The organism is Thermaurantimonas sp., from assembly GCF_046299575.1.
Taxonomy (GTDB): domain Bacteria; phylum Bacteroidota; class Bacteroidia; order Flavobacteriales; family Schleiferiaceae; genus Thermaurantimonas.
This window is the reverse complement of record NZ_JBKBHX010000001.1, coordinates 463,689-489,085: the sequence shown is the minus strand read 5'-3', so window position 1 is coordinate 489,085 and position 25,397 is coordinate 463,689. Positions and strand designations below refer to the sequence as shown.

Sequence of the window (25,397 nt, the reverse complement as noted above, 5' to 3'; positions counted from 1 at the left end):
TTTTGCTTAACCATTTTTGCATTTGTTCGTTCAGTACCTTTGTTTATAAGCGATTTATACTTTTTGTTATTGAATGTACGTTGAAGATCTGATGAATACTGTTAGAGACCGTCATTGGATAAAGATTTTACTCTTTGCATTTACTGGCATTGCGGCTAACAGCCAAACCAGATTTACAAAAGACATAAACATCGAGTGGATTTTTAAACAAGAGCGATTTGGCAGTGAGATAACTGCTATGCTACCGACTACTACAGAAAAAAATGTTTATTTCAGTGAGCAAAGATTGCCTTTTTACAAATTTTCCCTTAATAATTCTGCAGCTGTAGTTGACACTGTTATACTCACTGGCGATGTGTGGGTCGAATGGAGAGAGCCTCTAATAGCTGAAAATGTTCCGGATGCCGGGCTATCGCGTACAGCCTCTTACCTGATTCAAAAAAATGGCACATCTGAGCTAGTGGTGACTATGCCGCTGTTCAAACTATCAAATGGAAAAATCTTTCTACTTGAATCTGGCCGAATTGAGGTAATTACCCAATCCACTGCAGCACTTGCACAGCGCAAACGAACTGCCCAGTTTGCCAATACATCCGTTTTAAGTACAGGAAGATGGCTCAAAGTGTCGGTCGATAAGGACGGCATCTACAAAATCACACCGCAGTTTCTTTCGTCAAATGGTGTGACTGGTGAAATACGCATCAATGAAATAGCAGTATATGGCAATGCAGAAGGATTGTTGCCTGAAACTGCGGGTGCTCGCAAGACAGACGACTTGATCGAAAATGCAGTTTTGGCTGTAGATGCAAACAATGACGGTATTTTTAATGGAAACGACTACATACTTTTCTTCGCAAAAACAGCTCATCGATGGGATTACAATGCATCTACAGGCACTTTTCAGCACGTATACCACTGGTATGCTGATCGCGGGGTTTATTTTATTCGGGTCGATAAACCTGACGCACTGCGAATCACTATGCGTCCGGAAGCTACAGGTACCCAAACACATCTGTGCACGTCGTTTGACGATTACGCTTTTGTAGAAGAAAGCAAGTTTAATCTGCTTCGCACTGGTCGTCAGTGGTTTGGTGATGTGTTTGACTTCAGATTGTCGTATTTATATTCCTTTAATTTTCCGAACCCTGTACCAGGTGAGCCTTATACACTTACTGTAAGAGCTATAGCGCGCTCGACTATCTCTGGTACTTTTATGGAAGCGCGCAGTGGTACAACCCCGATTGTGCAGCTCAATTTTCCGGCAGTTGCTCAGGGGGATTTTTCGGATAGATACACTGCAGTAATACAATCTGGCAACCTGAATCCGGGCAATGGTGCCATATCCATCAATTTGGTATTCAACAACTCTGCTAACCCTGGGGCAACAGCCTGGCTCGATTGGATACGGATTGCCGGTCGACGTCAGCTTTCAATGCCTGGCAATCAATTGATATTCAGAGATCTAAGAACAGTGGGATCAGGCTACGTCACGCGCTTTCAGATTCAAAATGCTACACCTGGCCTGATGGTTTGGGATGTATCTCATCCAGCTAATTACCATGCATTGACTGGTACACTTTCGGGAAATGTCTGGCAATCGCTGCAACATACCGATACGCTTAGAGAATTTGTTGCAATTTCAGGTTCTAATTTTCCTACACCCACCTTCATTGGTCAGGTGCCTAATCAGAACTTACACGCCGAGCAACCAGCTGACTACATTATCGTTACACATCCTTCATTTTTAGCGGCATCAAACAAATTAGCTGAATACCGCGCCCAAAAGAATGGATATAAAACACTTGTAGTCACCACTGAGCAGATTTACAACGAGTACAGCTCAGGCATTCAGGACATTGCAGCCATACGCGACTTTTTAAGACATCAGTACCTCAAAGCTCCTGCAGGTCAGGGATTGAAATATGTAGCTCTAATGGGTACGGCCTCTTATGACTACAGAGACGTACTAATAGGTAACACCAATTTTGTTCCGGCATATCAATCCGTTCCTTCTTTTAATCTTTATACCTCTTTTGTTACAGACGATTTTTATGCGCAGCTCGATGCCGGCGAAGGGGGCAATCTGATGGCTGGTGATTTAGACATAGCCATCGGCCGATTTACTGTACGTACGCCAGCCGAAGCCATGGCAGTCGTTAACAAAGTAATTCACTACGAAACCTCTCAAAGCGCAAAAGGCAGTTGGCGAAGCAATCTACTCTGGGTCACTGACGACGTAGATGCTGCCTGGGAGCGCTCTTTTATGGAAGCCTCAGAACAAATATCCGGCGACGTAAAGGCACGTTATCCGTTCTTTAATCACCAGAAAGTGTATGCCGATGCCTATGTACAGGTATCAACAAGTGGTACTCAGCTTTATCCCGAGGCCAGAGAAGATATTTTCAGAAGTGTACAACGCGGCAACCTCATTACCAATTACATAGGCCACGGAGGTGAAGTTGGCTGGGGCTATGAACAGTATCTGCGCATCGAAGACATTGAGGCATGGAATAATTTGGACAACATGCCCCTCTTTGTCACAATCACCTGCGAGTTTACCCGTTTCGACGAAGTATGGCGAGTATCAGCCGGAGAGAAAGTGTTGACCAATCCAAAAGGTGCAGGCATAGCACTTATTTCTACTACTCGGGCTGTTGGAGCTTTCACAGGTATGCAGCTGAATGAGTTGATTTTCGATACCATTTTTACCAAAGACGCAAGTGGATATTTGCCACTGGGAATTGTAACCAAATACGCTAAAAATGGAACCGGTAGCAGCGATCGCCTGAGATTTTCTTACATAGGCGATCCGGCCCTGCGACTGCCGATACCCGTTAACAATACTACAATTACCCATATAAACTCGATTTCAGTTTCTCAATTTACCGATACGCTCAAAGCTTTAGATCGCGTAAAAATTCAAGCGAAAGTCACTAAACCAGATAATCAGTTGATTTCTGATTTTACAGGAGAATCTGAAATACGCGTATTTGATAAGCCTGTGAAACGAGTGACTTTGCTCAACGATGGTGCGGGGCTCCCCTTCGAATTCGAAACCCAAAATGCCTTAATCTACCGCGGTAGGGCTTCTGTAACAGGCGGACTTTACACCGCCGAATTTATTATACCAAAAGATATCAATCTCAGCTTTGGAAAAGGCAGATTTAGCCTATATGCTTTTAATCAAGATGTAGAGGCCATCGGATATAACGATCAGGTGACTGTTGGAGGGTTAAATGAAAATGCTCCTGAAGATCGGGTCGGGCCTCAAATAACAATCTACCTAAACGATGAAAACTTTGTAATGGGTGGAATCACTGGACCTAATCCTCTTTTGATTGTTAAGTTATCTGATTCTTCAGGTATAAACGCTTTGGGCAACAGCATTGGTCGCGATATCGTGGCAATACTCAACAACCGGGAGGATCAACCCTTAATTCTAAACGAATACTACAAGGCTGACTTAAATACCTTTAAAAGTGGAATAGTAAGATATCCTCTTTTCAATCTCAAAGAAGGAAATTACACACTCGCCGTGCGGGCATGGGATACCTACAACAATCCTAATACTGCCTTTACCGAATTCATAGTTACATCCAGCAGCGATCTGGTGATCCGTCATTTGTTGAATTACCCAAACCCTTTTACTACTCAAACTAAATTTCAGTTTGAACACAACAGACCAAATCAGCCCCTTGAAATAACAATACAAATATTTACAGTAACGGGTCGGTTGGTAAAAACTATTCATCAGTTTGTTCAATCACCTGGATCGCGGGTTACAGATATATATTGGGACGGTCTAGATGATTTTGGGGATAAAATCGGCAAAGGTGTCTATATTTACCGCCTCAAGGTGCGTTCAGCTCTTGATGATTCGAAAGCTGAGCAATACGAAAAACTTGTAATTCTTCGTTAAGATTAGTTGTGAAACAATCAATTAAAAATGAAACATTTTTTTGCCTTTGTTTTATTTTTCTCATTCGCAGGAGCAGTTAATGCTCAGCAGCCCAGACCAAGAGGATTTGACAGAAATGTAGTGACTACTAGTGTGCCTTTTTTAGCCATTTCACCGGATTCGCGAAGTGGTGCAATGGGCGATGTGGGTGTTTCTACTACAGTGGATGCATTTTCGATGTATTGGAATCCAGCAAAGCTTGCCTTTCTCGACGATGGTGATCAAATCCTAAGCATCTCGTACAATCCCCTACTAAGTCGCCTGGTGCCAGATATTAATATGACCTATGTGACATACAATCAGAAGCTTAGCAATAATCAAGCATTCGGTGTGGGTTTCAGATACTTCACGCTTGGAGAAATACAGTTTACTGATGAAAATAATCAAAACCTCTTTCTGGCAGAACCTAATGAATTTGCAATTGATGCTGGATATTCGCTGAAGTTCAGTGAAAATCTCTCAGGTGCAATAGCTCTCCGCTACATATATTCAAATCTCACACAAGGTCAACAGCTAGTAAATGGAATTCAAACTCAGCCGGGTCAGGCCTTTGCGGCTGATATAGCTGTTTATTACATGGGAAATGAATTTCCAATGGAAGGCGGACAAACGGGTCGTTTTACTGCAGGCGCCAACATCTCAAACATAGGGAATAAAATACGCTACACAGAAACAGGACGTGCTGACTTTATACCTACCAATTTGCGAATAGGCGGTGGATTTTTATGGGGTTTAGATCAATACAATCAACTGCGATTCCATTTAGAATTAAACAAATTGCTGGTGCCCACTCCACCTCAGCGTGATCAGAACGATAGCATAATTGCGGGCAAGGACGACGATGTAAACGTAATTCGAGGCATTTTCCAGTCATTCAACGATGCACCAGGAGGATTTAATGAAGAGCTAAGAGAGTTTCTTATTAACACTGGAGTTGAATTTCTGTATGACAACACATTTGCCCTGAGGGCCGGTTACCAGTTTGAGCACGAATCTAAGGGTGGTCGTAAATACTTCACAGTGGGCTTTGGACTGCGCTATTCAATGTTGTCTTTTGACTTTTCTTATTTGATTCCTCAATCAGCCATAGTGCGTAGTCCACTTGAAAATACGCTCAGATTTTCACTCGGATTCAATTTTAAATCAAAAAAATAATCAATTAAGCCTATACAACAAGTCTTTGTTTTTTTAACAATCGGTTTTAAAACTCTTTCTAATCTTAATGTATATATCCAGTTATGTAATAATCATCTTCGTGATCAAATAAATTTATAAAAAGCTATACTTTTTCGGATACTGGAATACGTTCAAGATTCACAAACATTTATTTATAAACCGTCGGCTTTTAACCAAACAAGATGTGTGATATAATACAAACTTCCGCTCTTTCTTTGCCGACTCGAAATCTGAATATATCAGTACTATGAACATCATTTTACGCGATGGCAATGCTTATGAACACCTCAAACCCTTCACATTTACAAGACCTGTAAGTGAAATTCGGATAGGCATACTGACCATTTCTGAAAAATATTCCAGGCGTGGCCTGGAAGTATCTTGGTACACGCAAGAGTACCTATCCGTGAAATATCCTATGGTGATAAAGGATGTAAATGTAGTAGTAGATGCATCCATATGCCCTACAGATATCTTCGTTGATGCACTTTCAAACCTCAAACCCGGCCAGGGAATAACCATACACGGAAGTCTTGTCGCTGGCTGCATCACTGCTGATCAGAACATATCCAATTTCGAAGAATCTGTTAAAGAGACCTTTGAATTCAAAGTTTCTCTCACACAGATAAACCGGCTTTGGCATATTTTCCAGTTTAACGGAACCGAACTAAACAACGATTTCGAACTCTTGACGCGCGGACGAACTTCTGCAGGACTAAGTAGTACCAACAAAATTATAGGGGATAAAATCTTTGTAGAAGAAGGTGTATGGGCTGAGTGCGCGGTATTTAATACCACCACAGGGCCGATCTATTTAGGCAAAGATGTAACTGTAATGGAGGGCGTGCTCGTGCGAGGTGCTCTCGCAATGGGTGAGCACTCACAACTGAACATGGGCGCCAAAATTTATGGACCTACAACATTAGGACCCTACTGCAAGGTGGGAGGAGAAGTCAATAATTCGGTACTTTTTGGATATTCTAACAAAGGACACGAAGGCTTTTTAGGTAACAGTGTTTTAGGCGAGTGGTGCAACATAGGCGCCGATACCAACAATAGCAATTTGAAAAACAACTACGACGAAGTAAAGCTATGGAACTACGCTCTTGGAAGTTTTGAGCGCACTGGCCTACAGTTTTGCGGCCTTTTTATGGGTGATCATTCCAAATGCGGTATCAATACCATGTTTAATACCGGCACAGTGGTAGGGGTGAGTGCTAACATTTTTGGTTCAGGATTTCCAAGAAATTTCATTCCTTCCTTTTCATGGGGCGGGGCACAGGGAATGACCGAATATAAGCTGGAAAAAGCTCTTGAAACTGCTTCGAGGGTGATGGCCCGGCGCAAAAAAGAACTCGATGGAATAGAGACCGACATTTTGACACGTGTTTACGAGCTCACTAAGGAATACAGGTAATTTGGCGTATTTCTTGCCCTCTTAATACCCCTTAAAACGCACTGAAGCTGACAGGCATGTTTGTAGAAGATTTTAGATTTGATAATCCCTTGAACCTTAGCTCGTTTGGGGGAGATGAGGCAGAATTCATCCCACTGATGACTCCTGAAGACGAGCAAGAGTTATCAGCTGAACAGGTGCCTGAAGACCTGCCAATTTTACCGCTTCGAAATACGGTACTATTTCCCGGCGTTGTTATTCCGATTACAGCCGGTAGAGATAAATCTATACGTCTTATAAACGATGCCTACAACGGCTCTAAAACCATAGGCGTAATTGCCCAAAAAGATAGCCACATTGAAGACCCAAAACCCAATGACTTGTACAAGGTGGGTACTGTGGCTCGCATCATTAGAATGTTTAAAATGCCGGATGGTAACATCACCATCATCATTCAAGGTAAAAAGCGCTTTGAGGTAAGCGAATGGCTTGAAACTGAACCTTACCTGAAAGCCCGCGTAATCGCTAAAGAAGAGGTGCTGCCCAAAAAGACTACTCAGCGCTTTAGAGCCTTGATCGACAGCATAAAGGAAACAGCCATTAAAATTATTCAGGAGTCGCCCAACCTGCCTTCTGAGGCTGCTTTTGCTGTAAAAAACATTGAAAGCGAAACGTTTTTGGTAAACTTCATCTCTTCAAACCTCAACATCGATGCTGCTCAAAAGCAGGACATCCTTGAAGAAGTGGACCTTTCAAAGCGGGCCAACATCGTGTTGAAGCATCTGATCAACGAGCAGCAGATGCTGGAGATGAAGAATCAGATCCAAAACAAGGTTAAAACCGAATTCGACCAGCAGCAGCGCGAGTACTTCCTCTACCAACAGATGAAGACCATACAGGAAGAGCTCGGCGGAGTGACCTCTGAAAAAGAAATAGAAGAATTTAAAGCTCGCGCTCAAAAAAAGAAATGGACTGAAGAAGTAGCTAAACACTTTGAAAAAGAGCTTACCAAGCTACAACGCGCCAATCCGCAAATGCCTGAATACAGCGTGCAGCGCAACTACATCGAGCTCCTGCTCGATTTGCCCTGGGGTGAAGTGTCGAAAGACAACTTCGACCTAAAAAGAGCGAGAAGAATTCTGGATCGCGACCACTATGGCCTGAATAAGGTAAAAGACAGAATCATTGAATACTTAGCTGTACTAAAGCTTAAAGGTGACTTGAAAGCGCCAATCCTTTGCTTCTACGGGCCTCCAGGTGTAGGTAAAACCTCCCTTGGCCGAAGCATAGCTGAGGCTCTTGGGCGTAAATACAGCCGAATTTCATTGGGTGGATTGCGAGATGAGGCAGAAATCAGAGGGCATCGCAAAACGTATATCGGAGCCATGCCTGGCCGCATTATCCAAAACTTAAAAAAAGCCGGGTATGACAATCCTGTCTTTGTGCTCGATGAGATTGATAAGCTCTCTTTCGGCATGCAGGGCGACCCATCATCGGCTATGCTCGAGGTACTTGACCCCGAACAGAATAAAGAATTCTACGACAATTACCTCGAGCTGGGCTATGACTTGTCGAAAGTACTCTTCATAGCCACGGCTAACGATCTCTCGACCATTCAGCCAGCCTTGCGCGATCGTATGGAGATCATAGAGCTGAATGGATATACCCTCGAAGAGAAATACGAAATAGCTCATCGACACCTCATTCCCAAACAACTAAAAGAACACGGACTTGAGAAAAACGACCTGAAACTTTCAAAACAGGTAATTGAAAAAATCATCGACTCGTACACCCGCGAATCAGGTGTACGCAATTTGGAAAAAACCATTGCCAAAATTGTGCGCAATGTGGCGCGTAAAAAAGCCGATCAACAGCCCTACGACGTGCGCATGAGTTGGGAAACTGTTCAAGAAATTTTAGGCCCAACGCGCTATGACCGCGATATGGCTGAAGACAACAGCGTAGCCGGCGTGGTTACCGGGCTGGCTTGGACACCGGTGGGTGGTGACATCCTCTTCATCGAGTCGACCATCTATCCTGGTTCCGGAAAATTAACAGTAACCGGTAATTTGGGCGAGGTGATGAAGGAGTCAGCCACAATTGCACTGGCGTGGATTAAGGCCAATGCTCGAAAATATGGCATCGATTATCGAATCTTCTCAAAATACGACATTCACATCCATGTGCCTGAGGGAGCTACTCCAAAAGACGGCCCATCGGCCGGTGTGACGATGCTTACAGCGCTTACATCGCTGCTTACCCAGCGCAAGGTGCGCAAAAAGCTCGCTATGACAGGCGAAATCACCTTAAGAGGAAAAGTTTTGCCCGTGGGCGGTATAAAAGAGAAGATTCTGGCAGCCAAGCGCTCGGGCATCAGCGATGTCATTCTTTGTAAAGACAATCAGAAGGACATCAACGAAATCGAAGATGAATACATCCAAGGTCTTACTTTTCACTACGTAACTACCATGGCAGAAGTGCTCTCGATAGCACTGACAGATGAGTACGTAGATGAGCCTATTGATTTCTCCGAAGTAATGGAATCGGAAGTGAAAGTTTAAGCTTAAGAAAGGCATCAGCTCAGTAGCACTACGCTACTGAGCTGCCGTTTTCTACCGGTTTAGATGGCTCCATGGTTACCAAACTACCGTCGCTGTTTTCTGCGAATAGGATCATTCCATGGCTTTCCACTCCACGGATTTTTCGCGGAGCCAAATTGGCTAACAGCAATATTTGTTTACCAATTAAATCTTCTGGATTGTAATGCTTAGCTACGCCCGATACCACTGTGCGACGATCAATCCCGGTATCAAGGGTCAGTTGAAGCAGCTTGTCTGCATTTGGCACGCGCTCAGCAGCTATTACTGTGGCTATGCGAAGGTCAAGTTTTTGAAAGTCGTCGAAGGTAATGGTATCTTTCATAGGAGCGGCTGTGGTATTATTAAGCAGAGTTTGCTGGGCTGATTGCTGGCGAATGGCTGCGAGTTTTTGGATTTGAGGTTCGAGTTCGGTGTCTTCCATTTTTCGGAAAAGCAAATCGGGTCTGGGCAGTTGTTCACCGGCTTGCCAGTGGATGCTGTCTTTAAGATTTGTAATCTTTTTATTGCCCAGCATGTAAAGGAGTTTATTGGCCGATTTAGGCATAAAGGGCATCATGAGTTTTGCCAGATGGCCAAGTAGAAAAAGACCATTGTTGAGAATTTTTAAGGTTTCTTCGGGCTTAGATTTGTGTAATTTCCAGGGTTCAGAATCGGTTAAGTATTTATTGCCTGCGCGTGCCAGATCCATCCAGGCCTGAAGGGCATTTCTGAACTTGAAGTGGCGTATGGCTTCGTCGATGGTGGCATAAGCTTCTTCTGTAGCTTTTTCGAGTACAGGAGCATCTGAAAAACCACTGACTTCGCTAGGTAGTTTGCCGTTGAAGTACTTCTGAATGAGTGTTAAGATGCGGTTTGCTAAGTTGCCAGGTATAGCTACCAGCTCGTTGTTGATGCGCGCCTGGTAGTCTCGCCAAGTGAATTCAGAGTCGGAGGTTTCAGGGGCGATAGAGGTGAGCACATAGCGCAGTTCGCTTTCGCGGTCGGGCATTTCGGCTAAGTACTCGTGCAACCAGATGGCCCAGTTGCGCGAGGTGGAGATTTTATCACCTTCGAGATTGAGAAACTCATTGGCCGGGACGTTAGCAGGTAAAACATATCCGCCGTGGGCCATGAGCATTGCAGGAAAGATGATGCAATGAAATACGATGTTGTCTTTGCCAATGAAGTGGATTAGTGCAGTTTCATCGCTTTGCCAGTAGGTTTGCCAGGTGTCCGGCAAGAGTTCCTTGGTGGCAGATATGTAGCCAATAGGTGCATCAAACCACACGTAGAGCACTTTGCCTTTAGCCCCTTCTACAGGCACAGGCACACCCCATTCGAGATCGCGGGTCATGGCTCTTGGAGCAAGGCCTTGCTGAAGCCACGATTTTACCTGGCCGTACACATTTGGTTTGAGGACGTCTCTGAGTGATTCTGTATATGCCTCGATGGCAGACTGATATTTGTCGAGAGGCAGATACCAGTTTTTTGTTTTGCGCAGTACAGGCTCAGCGCCTGATAAAGCTGAGCGCGGCTTAATCAGATCTGTAGGATTGAGCGATGATCCACAGTTCTCACACTGGTCGCCGTAGGCATTGGCAAATCCACATTTAGGACAGGTGCCTATTATGTAGCGATCAGCAAGAAACTGACCTGTTTGCTCGTCGTAGTACTGCTCAGTTTCCTCTTCAATAAAAACGCCTTTGTCGTAAAGCGTTTTAAAAAATTCGGAGGCTGTAGCGTAGTGATGTGGAGAGGAAGTACGTGAATAAATATCGAAGGAAATACCAAAATCGGCAAAGGCATTTTTCATGAGAGCGTGATACTTATCGACCACTTCCTGTGGTGTAATGCCTTCTTTGCGAGCTTTTATGGTGATAGGAACTCCGTGTTCGTCGGAGCCGCAGATGAATTTTACTTCTTCGCCCGCCAGGCGCAGGTAGCGTACATAAATATCAGCCGGCAAATAGCACCCTGCCAGATGGCCTATATGCACAGGGCCGTTGGCATAAGGAAGTGCAGCAGTGACGAGATAGCGTTTTGTTTGTTTCAAGGTTATTAATGGCTTTAAGAAGTTGCAAAGGTAGATAGCTTAAAGGGCTTGCTCTTTTGAAGCAAGTGATAAAGTTTTGGTGTATTTGTACTTTTCCGTGTTGCAATTAAGGGGGGTTATAACGATTTAACGCCTTTAAAATTTTTGTATTGCTCAAATGGTGAATCAGCTGATAGTGAAAAAATCTGTGTTGAGGGATTGAAATTGCTGGTTGCATTGGCTATGAAAAGAATTGGGTGGCACAAGTGCGCGTGAGGGATACGGCGGGCGCGCGGCAGCGCGGTGCGAAGGCAAAGCGTAGCGAGCCGAAGCACGGGAGCGAAGCGTACCCCAAAGTAGCCCGACCCAGCCAAGGCGCCAATGGCGCCATTGGCTGGGGCACGCCCTAATGATAAAAAATAAAAACAAAACATTCTCCCCCGAATTGGTGAAGTACCTTTACCTGAGTAATTGATATGTGATGGCTGAAGTAAAGGGAACACTACTAAGAGCTAAGAATGAACCTTAAACCGCTGATACTTATTGTAGAAGACGACGATCGCCTGATGCAGGTACTGGCTAAGCACCTGAGGGAGTACGACTTTGAGGTAGCAATGGCATACGACGGGCAATCGGCTGTGAAGTTGTTCCAGCAGTCGAATTTCGACCTGGTAATCACGGATGTGATGCTACCGCGCTTAAGCGGTATCGAAGTGAGTAGAGCGATCCGACAGATGAGTCCGGCGGTGCCAATTCTGATGCTGACGGCATTGGGCACTACGGATGATAAATTAGAGGGTTTTGACGCGGGGGCTGATGACTATCTTGTCAAGCCGTTTGAGATTCGCGAACTTGTGGCTCGCATCAAAGCACTTTTAAAACGAAGCAGAGCTCATGTGGGGGTAAGTGAAGTTCTTAAGTATGCTGACCTTGAGATGAATGTACGCACGAAGAAGGTAATGCGAGCCAATAAACCTCTACAACTAACGCCTAAGGAATTTAATTTGCTGGAATACATGCTACGCAACCCTGAGCGTGTACTCTCGCGCGGTGAAATTGCTGAGAAGGTGTGGAATACGCGATTTGATACAGGAACCAACTTTATCGATGTATATATTGCATATCTGAGAAAGAAGGTGGACAGGGATTTTGATCAAAAGTTGATTCATACGCGGCCGGGTGTAGGCTTCATTCTTTCGACAGAGTCTTAATTAAGGTAACTAGAAAATCTGCCACCAGCGCCTTTTGGGTTTGGTGATGACTTCGCCTGCATCATCAAAATCGGCCGGATTGAATGTTTTCTTTTGTCGTTGCTGGAGAATACCTTCGGCAAAGGCTTTTTGGAGGATGTTTTCGATGAATTTGTCTTCGGGGTCGTTGGTGGGATCGTATTGTTTTTTTAGGCTGATTTCGTAGAAGTTGGCCGTTACGTTGTACATAAATGCGCGCAGGCCGCCACGGTATTTGGTGATGAGGTCATAGGCAGTCATGCCTGTTTCGCGGTATATGAGTTTGCAAAGGATTTGGCCCTCTGAGCGGGTGAGTCTTTTGAGTTCTTCTTCAAATTCGCTTTCCAGGTAGTCTTGAAAATCCTTGATGAAGCGCTTTTTGTCGCGATCGCGCTTCAGGAGGGAGAGGCGGAATTCGAGGGAGTCGAGCTTATCGCCGGCAATTACGGCGTAGGGATAGACTTTGTACACCTTTCGCCTGAGGATGTAGTAGCGACGGCGCGCCTCTTCGCTGTCGAAGGCTGGTGTGCTGATGAAGAGTACCTCGTCGAGTATCCACACCGGTACAGTATCGCCATCGATGATGAGGGCGTGCTGGCGCTTGTCTTTGTTTTGGTAAATGTAATTGAGTATGCTGTCTTGCGTCTGTTTATGGTCATTCTGCGCCCAGGCAGTATAGGAGGACATGAACAGTGCTAATAACAGGATTTTAATAGACCTGACGGCGAATTTTCCAGAGAGAAATGTCACTTTGCTGGGAGGGTTGGCCATTAGGGTAAAAAAGGTCGTTTAGTCTTTTTTCTTGCATGAGAGCTGCGGCTGCGAGTGCTGCTGCTTCCACTTCATCAGCTGAGGGGCCTGGCAGGTATTCGGGTTTAAAGTGTTGTTTGACAAAGTTGGTGTCGAAGTCGCCACTTACGAAGGCAGGGTGCTGCATGACGAATTCTACGAAGGGCAGGGTAGTGTGAACACCGCCGATTTCATAGTCGCGACAGGCGCGAATCATGCGCTGTATGGCTTCGTCGCGGGTATGGCCATAAGTGATGAGCTTGGCAATCATCGGGTCGTAATAGATGGGGATGTCCATTCCCTGGCGATAGCCATCGTCAACTCGCACACCTGGTCCGGTGGGGCGGTTGTAAACGACTAACTTTCCGATATCTGGTGAAAAATTTTCCCACGGATTTTCAGCATAGACTCGGGCTTCGATGGCATGCCCGTGTATGCTGAGGTCTTTTTGAGTGTAACCTAATGGTTCGCCACGAGCGATGCGTATCTGTTCGCGCACCAGGTCGAGACCGGTGATCAGTTCTGTAACCGGATGCTCTACCTGAAGGCGTGTGTTCATCTCGAGAAAGTAGAAATTCCTATTGGCGTCAACGAGAAATTCTACCGTGCCTGCACCCACATATCCGCAGGAACGGGCTACGTTAACAGCAGCTTCGCCCATGGCACGGCGCATTTCGGGTGTCACGATAGCGCTGGGAGCTTCTTCGATCACCTTTTGGTGCCGGCGCTGAATGCTGCATTCGCGCTCGAAGAGGTAAACGATGTTGCCATACTTGTCGGCCAATATTTGAATTTCGATATGGCGCGGCTTGTCCACAAATTTTTCGATGAATACAGCACCGTTGCCAAAGGCTGAGGTGGCTTCGTTAATGGCCATTTGCATTTGCTCTTCGAGCAGGTGGATGTCTTCTACCAGGCGCATACCCTTACCACCACCGCCGGCTGATGCTTTGATGATGACAGGCAAGCCAATGGATTTGGCAACCTCGATGGCCATAGCGAAATCGCTTACTGCACCATCGGTGCCTGGTACCAGAGGTACGTTAAATTTTTTTACAGCGTTTTTTGCGGAGAGCTTATCTCCCATAATTTCCATGGCATCGGCTGATGGACCTATAAAAATGAGCCCGCTGGCCTCCACCAGGCGAGCGAAGGCTGCGTTTTCACTTAAAAACCCATATCCAGGATGAATGGCATCAGCTCCAGTAGTAAGGGCAGCATCTACGATCGCCTGACCTCGCAGATAGCTCTGCGCCGAGGGGGCCTGACCAATACAAACTGCCTCGTCGGCATAGTGTACGTGTGGGCTATCGGCATCGGCTTCACTGTAGATAGCTACTGTGCTTATGCCCATATCTCTTGCGGTTTTCATAATGCGGAGAGCGATCTCACCGCGATTGGCAACCAGTATTTTTTTCATTACGATTGTCTATTGTTTGTTATCGCCCAAAATGATCGGCAATCCATTTTTTGAATTTCCGATGATTACAATTTTTGAATTAGGACTTTCTGCCAATTTGAGCGTAGCCTCTATGCCTTTTTCCTGAAGGATTTTGTCAGTCAGAGAGCGGTTAATGATGTCATAGGCTTCGGCTTTACCTCGGGCTTCGATGCGCAGTCGTTCGGCCTCTTTTTGTGCAGCCTCGAGTCTAAATTCGTATTCGAGAGCAACCTGTTCTTGTTTTAGTTTTTTTTCTATAGCCTCTTGAAGTGAAGGAGGTAAGGTGACATCGCGTATCAAAACGTCGTCGAGCAGTATGTGTTTGTCTGCAATAGACTTGCGCGTGCGATTCATGATTTCGTCTTCAATTACCTCGCGTTTTGTGGAGTACAGCTCTTCGGGGAGGTATTTGCCGATTACTTCGCGCGTAGCTGAACGAATGGCCGGATTGACAATTTTTTCGTGATAATTAGGTCCCACCTCGTCGTGCAACAAGGGCAGTCTGTCTTCTTGTGGTTTGTACCAATAAGAAACATCTACTTTTATGGTCAATCCGTTTTTCGACAGAACTTCCATTGTGGTATTGTTTTCCTGAATTTTCACGTCATACTTGAAGATCTTATTCCAAGGTGCTATAAAGTGAAATCCTTGATTGAAAATTTTTTTCTTATCAACACCGCCTCCAAAAGTTCGGAAAATAACGCCTTTTTGGCCGAAATCGATCGTTGTAGTCATCGACCCCCAAAGGAGCACGATCAGCAAGACCACTAAAAAACCAGTAACTAACAAAAAGGGCAAACTGCGATTCATGGGAATTTAAATTTTGGCGTTAATAACTGCCCAAATATCGTCTAAGGAACCATTCGGCGGTCAGTAAGATTAGTACAATGGCGAAGAAAGGCCACCATTCGATCAGTCGTATTTTTTGCGTCTTTTCTCTGAGGAGAGGCAAATAATTTTGTGCAAGTAAATCTTTTTCAAGCTCATCCATTTTAGAGATTAAATAAAACTTACCTTCGGTGTTTTTTGCAATTTTTCTCAATTTATCGTGATTAGCTACCAGGTCAGAAATTTCCAGGTCATTCTCCTCAACGATCAGAATTCCGCTTTCTGTCTGTTTCTCGCCGGCCAATTCGGCTTCTGCTTTCCAACGGTAGGTACCTGGAGTGAAGTTATGAGCAGAAGCAGTGTACACAGAGCCTTCTCTTGCAAAAGAATATTCGAACTTCTTACCGGCAGAATCTGTAAAAATAATGGAAACCTTGGCATTTGATACGGGTAGATTCGTTTGATCGAATACGTAGGCTCTTACCAAAAGTTTGTCTTCGGGTTGAATTTTTTCGGGTAAGACGATTTCTAATGGCTTTTTCTTTTCTGATTGAATGAGCCAGCGCGTTACTTTCAAAAAAAACAGGTCAAGGCTATTGGAATCGCCCTCCATTTGCAGCTTGTTTTTCCATTTCCAAAGGCCTTCGCCGTGGAATAATGCGATTTTCCGATCTGTCTCAAGTAATGAAATTAAAGGCTTAGTGGTATTTATTCCGTTGATTTTTTGATAACACAGAACATCTTCTGCCTTCACATTAGGTATATAGTAAAACACATCCAAAGGCGGGAGTGGATAGATGGACAAAAAATTGACCGAAGAAATTTTGTAAAAGTTATCGTTAGCAATAGGGTAGGCCTTATCTTCTCTGCTAAATCGAGTCACATCTCTTCCGATAAGTTTAGATAGTCCGCCGGGATCAGTTCCAAAACCACTGATAAGCAATACAGGAAGTGCATTATTTTTTTGCAAAAAGGCAAACGTTTGTGGATGTGCAGGGCTGTGAACGATGACATAATCAAAATTCGAGTTCAAAAATCGAAGGCTGTCTGGCTTTACGCTTATAAGTTCGCATTGAGTGTTCTTTGAAAAATATTCTCGCAGTACACCCATATCGGGGTGCTTCATTTCCTCGATGATCAGCACTTTACTGCGTTCGTCGATTACTTCTACATAAAAGACATACGTGTTGTTACGCGTGTTTTTTTCTTTCGAAACAGGATCAATGGTAACAGAATATCGATGAATTCCGGGTTTGATGGATTTGATAAAAGTTTTAAAAGAACGGGATTCTGACGATGAAGTGGGTCTGAATGTAGCTATTTCTCTATTAGTTCCCTCACCTTTTAGGCGGATTTTTAAAGGAATATTTTCCAAATACAGAGCTTTGGCGATGATTTCGATTTCAAATTCAGTATTTGGCAAGACCTTTTTCGGATACACTACCGAATAAATCGAGGCATCGGGAAACTGAGTGGTGTCGCCCACAGCAACCACATGTATGGGCACTTTTAATTCATGTACAAAATACTCGGGTGAATAGCCGAAATTGAAAATGCCGTCGGAAACCAAGACTACAGCAGCTATCTCATTGTCAAAGCGCGTATCTTGTAAATGCTTGATCCAGGCGTATCCGTCAGTAAAGGGTTGATTAAAGTTAAAATCCGGATTTTCAGATACTTTTGAACCAAAAGAAATTACATCTACTTCGAGATTGCCTTTTACTCTGTCTGCTATTGTTTGGAGGAATGTAGGTAATTTCCCTACATCTGTTGAGTCTTTCGACATCACCATGCTTCGGGAGTGATCAACGGCCCAAACCAGTGTTCTGGGTTTTTCTTCCAGCTTTTTGATATATAATTCGGGCTTAAGGAGTAGAAAGAGAAGCAGTGCTAACGATACAATACGCAGAACTCTCAGTATTTCTGTACCCTTCCTTCCGAATACGGATTGCTGACTTTTGTAAATCCACATTACAAACCAGGCAACTGCTAAAACAGCAATCACCCACCAGAGCATCGAAAATTCTGTGGTAAACTCAAGCATCCGCAAAGTCCGTAATCAGCCGATTAAGTCAACATACCACCACACACGTTGAGCGTCTGTCCGGTGATGTATGCTGATAAGTCACTGGCTAAAAAGAGACAAGCATTAGCCACATCTTCTGGTGTACCACCGCGTTTCAGAGGTATGCTGTCGCGCCATCCTTGAACTGTTTTTTCGTCGAGCACTGCTGTCATTTCTGTTTCGATAAATCCAGGTGCGATGGCGTTGCAGCGAATGTTGCGCGAGCCAAGTTCGAGTGCCACAGATTTAGTAAATCCAATAACACCGGCTTTAGATGCGGCATAATTTGCCTGACCGGCATTGCCTTTTACACCTACTACGCTGCTGATGTTGATTATTGATCCGATTCGCGCTTTCATCATGGGTTTAATCACAGCTTTGGTCAGATTAAAAACTGAGTTGAGATTCACTCTAATCACTTGATTAAAGTCTTCTTCACTCATTCGCAAGAGCAGGTTGTCTTTTGTGATTCCGGCATTGTTCACCAGAATATCTATTTTTCCAAACTCAGCGAGCACATCGTTAACAAGCTTTTCAGCCTGTGCGAAGTCAGAAGCATCGCTGCGATACCCTTTTACTTTTACGCCATGTTGACTGAGTTCTGCCTCCAGAGCTTGGCCTTTTTCTACTGACGATAGATATGTAAATGCTACTTGACAACCATTTTTTACAAACACTTCTGCGATTCCACGGCCGATGCCCTTTGACGCGCCGGTGATGATAGCTACTTTATTATTAAGAAGTTTCATATTGATCTTTGAATTACGTACACTTTAATGCGCCAAATATAGGAGCAATCTGGCTGCATTCAGGATTTAATTAAAGGCTCTAGATTCAACTTACAGACTTTACTTTGCTTTTAATCAGGAGAATTTTCTGCTTTTTTTGTTCTAAAAAATTGAACAGTATCAAATTCCTGAATCTAATCCACTACATTCACCTCCGGCTGAAGCTCGATGCCAAACTTCTCTCTTACATCGTGCATTACTCTGAGAGCATGCGCCCATAATTCTGTGCCGGTGGCACCGCCGTAATTCACAAGCACTAAGGCCTGTCGCTCATGCATCCCCACATTTCCAATTCGCTTGCCTTTCCAACCGGCTTTTTCGATTAGCCACCCGGCGGGTATTTTCACCCCCTCTTCTGACGGATAGGAGGGCATTTCCGGATAGCGCTCTTTTAACTCTGAGGCTACATCATTAGTTACCACCGGATTTTTAAAAAAACTGCCGCAATTGCCCAGTACGGCCGGATCCGGTAGTTTGCTGCTTCGAATAGCTATCACTGCCCGGCTGATGTCATGTATAGTTGGGTGGGAGATACCAGCTTTTTGCAATTCTTCGGCTATAGTGCCATAATGGGTGCGCAAATTGTGATTTCTGCGCGTGAGGCGCAAGGCTATGGCAGTAATGGCAAAGCGGCCTTTTAATTCATGTTTAAATACCGAATCTCTGTAGCCGAAGGCACACGCATCTGTCGTTAAAACCTTTTTTGCACCGGTCATTAAATCAATACCTTGTACATGGTAGAGCACTTCACAGATTTCCACTCCATAGGCTCCTATGTTTTGTACCGGCGCTGTACCTGTATTTCCGGGTATCAGGCTAAGATTTTCAATGCCGCCAAGGTTTTGTTCCAATGCATACAGTACAGTTTGATGCCAGTTTTCGCCGGCAGCTGCGATGAGCCGGGCATAGTCTTCGTTTATATAGAGTACTTCTCGCCCTTTGAGGTCGAGGTGCACCACTGCACCATCAAAAAAATTTTTGACAAATAGCAGATTGCTGCCTCCGCCAAGCAGTAAAAATTTTTTGCCTGATGAAAACACGCCCTGTGCCACCAATGATTCCAGCTGAGCTTCCGATGTTACGCGATAATACGCTTTACAGCGCACGTCTAGCCCAAAAGTGTTAAGCCCTCGAAGTGAAAAATTGAGTACAGGCTTTATCTCTTCCATCACGCCCTACCCGGATACACGCTCAATGCTTTGCGCAGAATTTCAACCGAATGGTGCAGATCATCGGCTTTCAATACATAGGCCAGACGTACTTCGTTTTCGCCCTTGTGAGGCGTGGCATAAAATCCATTAGCCGGGGCAACCATCACAGTATGTCCTTCGTGTGAAAATTCTGCCAGTAGCCATCGCGCGAAATCTTCAGCGTTTCGTACAGGCAGGCGAGCTACACAATAAAAGGCTCCTTTTGGTTTCGGACAATACACTCCCTCAATACTGTTCAACCCATCTACCAGTATGTTGCGTCGTTCGGTGTATTCAGCGATTACCTGATCGAAATAGCTCTGTGGAGTATCCAGAGCGGCCTCTGCGGCCACCTGTCCGAGTGTGGGTGGACTCAGGCGCGCCTGAGCAAATTTCAGAGCTGTAGTCATCAGCTTTTTGTTTCGGCTGATGAGTGCACCAATACGCACTCCACACATTGAATACCGCTTCGATACCGAATCGATCACAATGGCATGCTCATCCATGCCATCCAGATTCAAAATTGACATCGGTTTTGCCCCGTCGTAGGCAAACTCGCGGTATACCTCATCAGCTATCAGAAAGAGGTCGTGCTTCAGGCAGAGGTCGCGCAACTTATTTAATTCTTCGCGGCTGTAAAGGTATCCGGTCGGATTGCCCGGATTGCAAATGATAATCGCGCGGGTGCGGGGCGTTATCCAGCTCTCAAATTCTTCGATGTCAGGCAGTGCAAAGCCTGTTTCAATGCTGCTGAATACCGGCACTACTTTGACCCCGGCCGATATGGCAAAGCCATTGTAATTCGCGTAAAAGGGTTCTGGTACGATCACCTCATCGCCCAAATCGCAGATGGAATTCAGCGCAAAGGTGATTGCCTCCGATCCTCCCGTAGTAATCATCAGGTCGGTGTACTCTATCCCAATACCGCGTACGGCATAGTAGTCAGCCAGTTTTCGACGATACGACTCATTACCGGCAGAGTGGCTGTACTCGATCACCTTGTGGTCAAAGTTTCGAATGGCCTGAAGCGCCACATCAGGCGTATGGATATCAGGCTGCCCGATGTTCAGGTGGTACACCTTCACCCCTTTGCGCTTTGCAGCTTCAGCAAAGGGCACCAGCTTTCTAATAGGAGATTCGGGCATCTGCATCCCTTTCTTTGAAATTGAAGGCATTGTATGCTTTTTTTTTATTTTTTGTTTCTTTTTGACGTGATCAAGGCAAAATGTCTTGCTGCATCTTAGCCTTTGCATCACGTTGGCTCATGCACGCCGGGCACCTTAGGGCGAGGCTCGCTTCTCCTCTGTTAATTAAAAGGCTGAATGAGAATCAGCTTTTAGGTGCTGCCGATGCTGCATAAAGCAATAAACCATATTAATATTTACTCAATGACCGGCTTTTTGCTAAAAAAAAGCCCGCCTCTGAGGGCGGGCGAAAATACGATGTAAAAGCTGTTTAGCGGTTCATTATCGGACTGGTTTCCTGATTTATCGGAGCTGATTGAGCTTGGGGCGCCTGTACATCGCCTTTTACAGTAAAGGACACAGTGCCATCCGGTCCATTATTGATAGCGTTAGAATAGATTTTTACAGTTTTGCTAAACGGTCCTATTCTCGAAGTGTCGTAGTTGATTCTAAGTACAGCTTTCTTCTTGGGCATTATAGGCTCTTTTGGCCACTCAGGTACGGTACAGCCGCAGCTGCCCACTGCATTTTGGATAATGAGCGGCTCATTGCCGGTGTTCACGATTACAAATTCGCGAACGCGCTCGCTGTTTTGCTGAATTTTTCCGTAGTCGAGTTCCGGTTTTTCGAAGGTAATGACGGGGCCATTTTGCTTTTGCCCGAAGGCTAATCCTGCAATGAAAACCAGTGCAAGGGTAGAGAGGATTTTTTTCATGATCTCTTGTTTTATTGCATTTTACCTACAAAATTACAAATACAATGCCGATTGTATGTGACGTGGGTTGATTTGTCTCAGCATCAAATTTCTTTTTTACCCATGCAATATAAGGTAAAGGCAAGCCTGTCAGTAGCTTCCTGAAGCACCATGCGTGTTGGCTTACCTGCTCCGTGACCTGCATTGGTCTCAATGCGTATGAGGGTCGGGTTCGGACCGTCGTTTACAGCCTGAAGCATTGCGGCAAACTTGAAGGAGTGTGCAGGCACTACGCGGTCGTCGTGGTCGGCTGTAGTAATGAGTGTAGCGGGATAGTTCATGCCCTTGCGCAGATTGTGATAGGGTGAGTAGCTTTTAAGGTACTCAAACATTTCTTTGCTGTCATCAGCAGTGCCGTAGTCATAGGCCCAGCCTGCACCCGCTGTAAACTTATGGTAGCGCAGCATGTCAAGTACACCTACAGCCGGCAGAGCCACTTTGAAAAGCTCCGGGCGTTGCGTCATTGTAGCGCCTACGAGCAATCCTCCGTTAGAACCTCCGGATATGGCTAGAAAGTCGGGTGAGGTGTACTTGTTTCCAATAAGCCATTCAGCTGCAGCGATGAAGTCGTCAAATACATTTTGTTTATTGAATTGGCGACCGGCATCATGCCATTTTTTGCCATATTCACCTCCACCTCGCAAGTTGGGCACTGCATACACACCGCCCATTTCCATCCATACAAGATTGGTCACGCTAAAGGAAGGTGTTAGGCTGATGTTGAATCCACCATAGCCATACAGAATTGTCGGATTATTACCGTTGAGCTTTAGGCCTTTTTTATGGGTGATGATCATCGGTATGCGCGTACCGTCTTTTGAGGTGTAAAAAATCTGCTTTGATTCGTAATCTTCGGGATTAAACTTTACATCCGGTTTGCGGTAGAGCTCTGATACACCTGTTTTTGGATGCAAGCGAAAGATGGTCGGCGGATATACGTAGTTGGTAAAGGTGTAATAGATTACGGTATCTTCCCACTTAGCCGAAAAGCCGGAGGCAGTACCCAGCGCAGGTAGATCAATGCTTCTAATTTTATTGCCTCTGAGGTCATACTGTTCGATGAGTGAGGTAGCATCCTTCAGGTAGGAGGCAAAGATGTACCCTGCACCAGTCGATATGTTCAAGGGCATATCGCGTTCTGGTATTACGTCCACCCAGTTTTCAGGCGTTGGGTTTTTAATGGAAACTTTCACCAGCCGTCGGTTGGGCGCATTCAAGTTGGTAAGGATATATAGTGTGTCGTTTTCGAAATGTACGGGCGAGTGGGAATTGTCAAAGTTGTTGACTATTGCGACAAGAGGCGATTTGGGATTTCTTAGGTCTTTGAAATATAGTTCGTTGCCTGTGGTGGTGTTGGCTGCTGTGATTATCAGCAGGCTGTTGTCTTCAGTCACATAGCCGCCCACATATCTGCGCTTAATGTCAGTGCCAAACACAGGAACGTCTGCTGATTGTGGTGTGCCAAGCTTGTGGTAGTAGAGCTTGTGCTGGTCAGTTTTAGCTGAGAGTTGGCTGCCTTCTATTGGTTTATCGTAGCTTGAATAGAAGAAGCCCTCGTTTTTATACCAGCTCAGGCCTGAGAATTTAACGTCGCGCAGAGTGTCTTCTATAATTTCTTTGGTTACTGCATTGATCACGATCACTTTGCGCCAGTCAGACCCTCCTTCAGAAATTTGATATACGGCTAACTTACCATCGTCGGTAAAGGAGATACCGGCCAGTGATGTGGTGCCATCGGGCGAAAAGGTATTGGGATCCAAGAAGACTTCTGTATTTCCTGACTTATCGGTGCGGTAGAGCACAGATTGATTTTGAAGGCCATCGTTTTTGTAGAAATAGGTGTAATCTCCTTCAGTAAAGGGCGCACTTACTTTTTCATAGTTCCAGAGCTCTTCGAGCCTTTTAAAAATTTTTTCCCTAAATGAAATTCGGTTAAGGAACTCCTGCGTTACTTCGTTCTGAGCTTTTACCCATTGGGCAGTTTTTTCACTCAGGTCATCTTCGAGCCAGCGATAGGGATCGGGTACCTTCACGCCAAAATACTCGTCAACTACATCTACAGTTTCGGTGACCGGGTAAGTTACCTTGAGGTTGTTTTTTTGCTCACACCCCATGATGGTAATGCCTACCATTACGACAAAAAAGTAGTATTTTCCCATACATTCGATGAATTTTCAGCAAATATTAAAAGAATATCGGGGTGATTTACACAAACTTAGTGTTAAAACCACCCACCGCCAAGCGCTTTATAGAGTTTAAGGCGTGCTACCTTGCGCTGTAAGGTAGCTTCTACAAAGTCGAGCTGCGTGCGCAATACCTCACGACGAACGGTGAGCAGATCGAGGTAAGAAGCATATCCGTTCAGAAAGAGCTGTGTGGCTACGGATTCAGCCACTTTTAGCGTACGGGCTTCGTTTTCTTTTAGGCGCGATATTTTCAGAAATTCGTCGAAGGCGACAAGGTGAGTATTGATCTCAGTCATAGCGTTTATTATGGTCTTATTGTATTCGAGTTGGGCTTCTTCGTAACGGGCTTTTTGCAGGCGAAGACCGGCTTTCAGCTGATTCTGCTGGAAGATGGGGGCTACCATATGCCCCATCACGCCGAAGGCAAGTGAAGCCGGATCGAGAAAGAGGCTCGATTTAAAGGCGTTGAGGCCTATGTAAGGATTTACCATTAACTGGGGAAAGTAGGCATATCGAGCGGCCATCACATCGGCACCGGCAGCATTCATCATTAATTCAGCCCGGCGGATGTCGGGTCTCGAAAAAAGTAAGTTTGCTGGTGTAGTGAGTACTATAATACTGTCCATCGATGGCATGAAAAAGTCAGACGAACGCTCTACTGCTTGATTTACCTGCATTTTCAGAGCGTTGATAGCGTTTTCGACAGCATTTATCTCGATAAGTATTCCACGAAGCATTGCTTCTGTATTGAGCACTTGTGATTCAAACTGCTTAACGGCTAATTCGGAAGTGCGGCCTGTTTCTTTTAAAATGAGGGTTTTTTCGAGGCCTTCGCGCTGAAGTTGAAGCTCTTTTTCAATGATTTCGCGCTCGTCGTCGAGTGCCTGGAGTGTGAAATAGAGCTCGGCCATGGTAGTGACGACCATCGTGGTGGCGAGCTTGTAGGCTTCTTCGGAGGCGAGATACTCAAGCCTACGGCCCTTGCGCTGCTGCCGTAGGCGTCCCCACACATCGATTTCCCATGAGCTCTCCAGGGCGAGATAGTATTCGGGAGTAAAGTTTTCATCGACGCGTTGCTTGTCGTTAATACGGTCTGAAAGGTTGGTGTCGAAGTTGCCTACGCCAGTCATAGTATAGCGGCCAAAGCGATCACCACCAGCGCGACCGCGCACTTGTAGGGAGGGCAAGAGTGCTCCACCGGCAGCAGTATAGGCAGCTTTAACCTGTCGGATGCGAGCACTGGCTTGCATAACGTCGGCATTGACGCGCAGAGCATCTTCGATATGGCGGATCAGTACAGGATCGAGGAAAAAGTCCTTCCAACTTACCTTGCCGGTGTGTTGAAGAGTATCTATTGGATAATTGGCTGAAAACTGATTGGGCAGTTGGGGAGTCTTGTGCTTAATAAGAGTTTCTGGGGAGCTGCACGAAGTGATTAGCACTAATCCACCAAAGAGCAGCCACGATAATGCATTTGCAAATGATGTATTAGATTGGCTCTCCATCGCGTGAGACATACGGAAGACGCTCTTAAGCGCGGTGAGATAGGTGTAGAGCAACGAAACCTTAAGTACTGCAGATAAGCGTGCTCTTGTGTATAACCTTTCAGACAAAACCAGCTTGTGCTGCCTTGTCTTAACAGGGACGGACGAAGATGCTGCTTGCATCTTGTCTTGACAAGTCAAAGTGAAGCTATTATTGTTCTTTGCCTGCTCTTGTCCAATAGACGGATCGTTGCTAAGGATGTGATGGCCACGCCCAAATAAAAAGAATAAAATTTCAGTAAGCCTTTTTGACATCAT

Annotated in this window: 17 protein-coding genes; 5 read left to right on the top strand and 12 right to left on the bottom strand. The window is 45.2% G+C overall.

Annotated elements, in window-relative coordinates; all coding sequences use genetic code 11:
* The first annotated feature begins 91 nt into the window (after positions 1–91).
* From porU to lon, 4 genes are all read left to right on the top strand, one after another.
* Entirely contained in the window at positions 92–3,919 is a 3,828-nt protein-coding gene (porU, locus tag ACK4EX_RS01970; RefSeq protein ID WP_409769235.1) for a type IX secretion system sortase PorU, read from the top strand.
* A 27-nt stretch (positions 3,920–3,946) separates the two neighbouring features.
* A complete protein-coding gene (gene porV / locus ACK4EX_RS01965) occupies positions 3,947–5,113 on the top strand; it encodes a type IX secretion system outer membrane channel protein PorV (RefSeq protein WP_409769233.1) in 1,167 nt (388 codons plus the stop codon).
* Between the two features lie 268 nt (positions 5,114–5,381).
* Positions 5,382–6,551 carry a GlmU family protein gene (locus ACK4EX_RS01960; RefSeq protein WP_409769230.1) on the top strand — a complete coding sequence of 390 codons (1,170 nt, stop codon included), beginning with the start codon at positions 5,382–5,384 and terminating at the stop codon, positions 6,549–6,551.
* Positions 6,552–6,607: 56 nt separating this feature from the next.
* Entirely contained in the window at positions 6,608–9,091 is a 2,484-nt protein-coding gene (gene lon, locus ACK4EX_RS01955; protein ID WP_409769228.1) for an endopeptidase La, read from the top strand.
* A gap of 28 nt (positions 9,092–9,119) precedes the next feature.
* Here lon and metG read toward each other — a convergent pair whose 3' ends face one another.
* Entirely contained in the window at positions 9,120–11,162 is a 2,043-nt protein-coding gene (gene metG, locus ACK4EX_RS01950; RefSeq protein WP_409769226.1) for a methionine--tRNA ligase, read from the bottom strand.
* Between the two features lie 116 nt (positions 11,163–11,278).
* Positions 11,279–11,575 carry a hypothetical protein gene (locus ACK4EX_RS01945; protein ID WP_409769224.1) on the bottom strand — a complete coding sequence of 99 codons (297 nt, stop codon included), beginning with the start codon at positions 11,573–11,575 and terminating at the stop codon, positions 11,279–11,281.
* 84 nt (positions 11,576–11,659) lie between these two features.
* Here ACK4EX_RS01945 and ACK4EX_RS01940 point away from each other — a divergent pair, with 84 nt between their 5' ends.
* The gene (locus ACK4EX_RS01940) at positions 11,660–12,352 is read left to right on the top strand and encodes a response regulator transcription factor (protein ID WP_409769222.1); all 693 of its coding nucleotides are present in this window, start codon (positions 11,660–11,662) and stop codon (positions 12,350–12,352) included.
* A gap of 9 nt (positions 12,353–12,361) precedes the next feature.
* On the opposite strand, the gene ACK4EX_RS01935 is transcribed toward ACK4EX_RS01940, so the two are convergent.
* The 10 genes from ACK4EX_RS01935 to ACK4EX_RS01890 form a co-directional block, all read right to left on the bottom strand.
* Complete coding sequence (locus tag ACK4EX_RS01935) at positions 12,362–13,057, bottom strand: DUF4294 domain-containing protein (RefSeq protein WP_409769220.1); 696 nt, start codon at positions 13,055–13,057, stop codon at positions 12,362–12,364.
* A 22-nt stretch (positions 13,058–13,079) separates the two neighbouring features.
* Complete coding sequence (gene accC, locus ACK4EX_RS01930; protein ID WP_409769218.1) at positions 13,080–14,579, bottom strand: acetyl-CoA carboxylase biotin carboxylase subunit; 1,500 nt, start codon at positions 14,577–14,579, stop codon at positions 13,080–13,082.
* Between the two features lie 9 nt (positions 14,580–14,588).
* Entirely contained in the window at positions 14,589–15,410 is an 822-nt protein-coding gene (locus ACK4EX_RS01925) for a prohibitin family protein (protein ID WP_409769216.1), read from the bottom strand.
* Positions 15,411–15,429: 19 nt separating this feature from the next.
* Entirely contained in the window at positions 15,430–17,472 is a 2,043-nt protein-coding gene (locus ACK4EX_RS01920; protein ID WP_409769214.1) for a vWA domain-containing protein, read from the bottom strand.
* 23 nt (positions 17,473–17,495) lie between these two features.
* Complete coding sequence (gene fabG / locus ACK4EX_RS01915) at positions 17,496–18,242, bottom strand: 3-oxoacyl-[acyl-carrier-protein] reductase (RefSeq protein WP_409769212.1); 747 nt, start codon at positions 18,240–18,242, stop codon at positions 17,496–17,498.
* A gap of 173 nt (positions 18,243–18,415) precedes the next feature.
* Positions 18,416–19,450, bottom strand: coding sequence for a UDP-N-acetylmuramate dehydrogenase (murB, locus tag ACK4EX_RS01910; RefSeq protein ID WP_409769210.1), 1,035 nt, complete (start codon positions 19,448–19,450; stop codon positions 18,416–18,418).
* Positions 19,450–20,646, bottom strand: coding sequence for a pyridoxal phosphate-dependent aminotransferase (locus ACK4EX_RS01905; protein WP_409769209.1), 1,197 nt, complete (start codon positions 20,644–20,646; stop codon positions 19,450–19,452). The genes murB and ACK4EX_RS01905 overlap by 1 nt, the downstream gene beginning before the upstream one ends.
* A gap of 280 nt (positions 20,647–20,926) precedes the next feature.
* Complete coding sequence (locus tag ACK4EX_RS01900; protein WP_409769208.1) at positions 20,927–21,370, bottom strand: DUF1573 domain-containing protein; 444 nt, start codon at positions 21,368–21,370, stop codon at positions 20,927–20,929.
* 83 nt (positions 21,371–21,453) lie between these two features.
* Positions 21,454–23,568, bottom strand: coding sequence for a prolyl oligopeptidase family serine peptidase (locus ACK4EX_RS01895; RefSeq protein ID WP_409769206.1), 2,115 nt, complete (start codon positions 23,566–23,568; stop codon positions 21,454–21,456).
* 62 nt (positions 23,569–23,630) lie between these two features.
* Positions 23,631–25,397, bottom strand: a complete 1,767-nt coding sequence (locus tag ACK4EX_RS01890; RefSeq protein WP_409769204.1) for an efflux transporter outer membrane subunit — start codon at positions 25,395–25,397, stop codon at positions 23,631–23,633.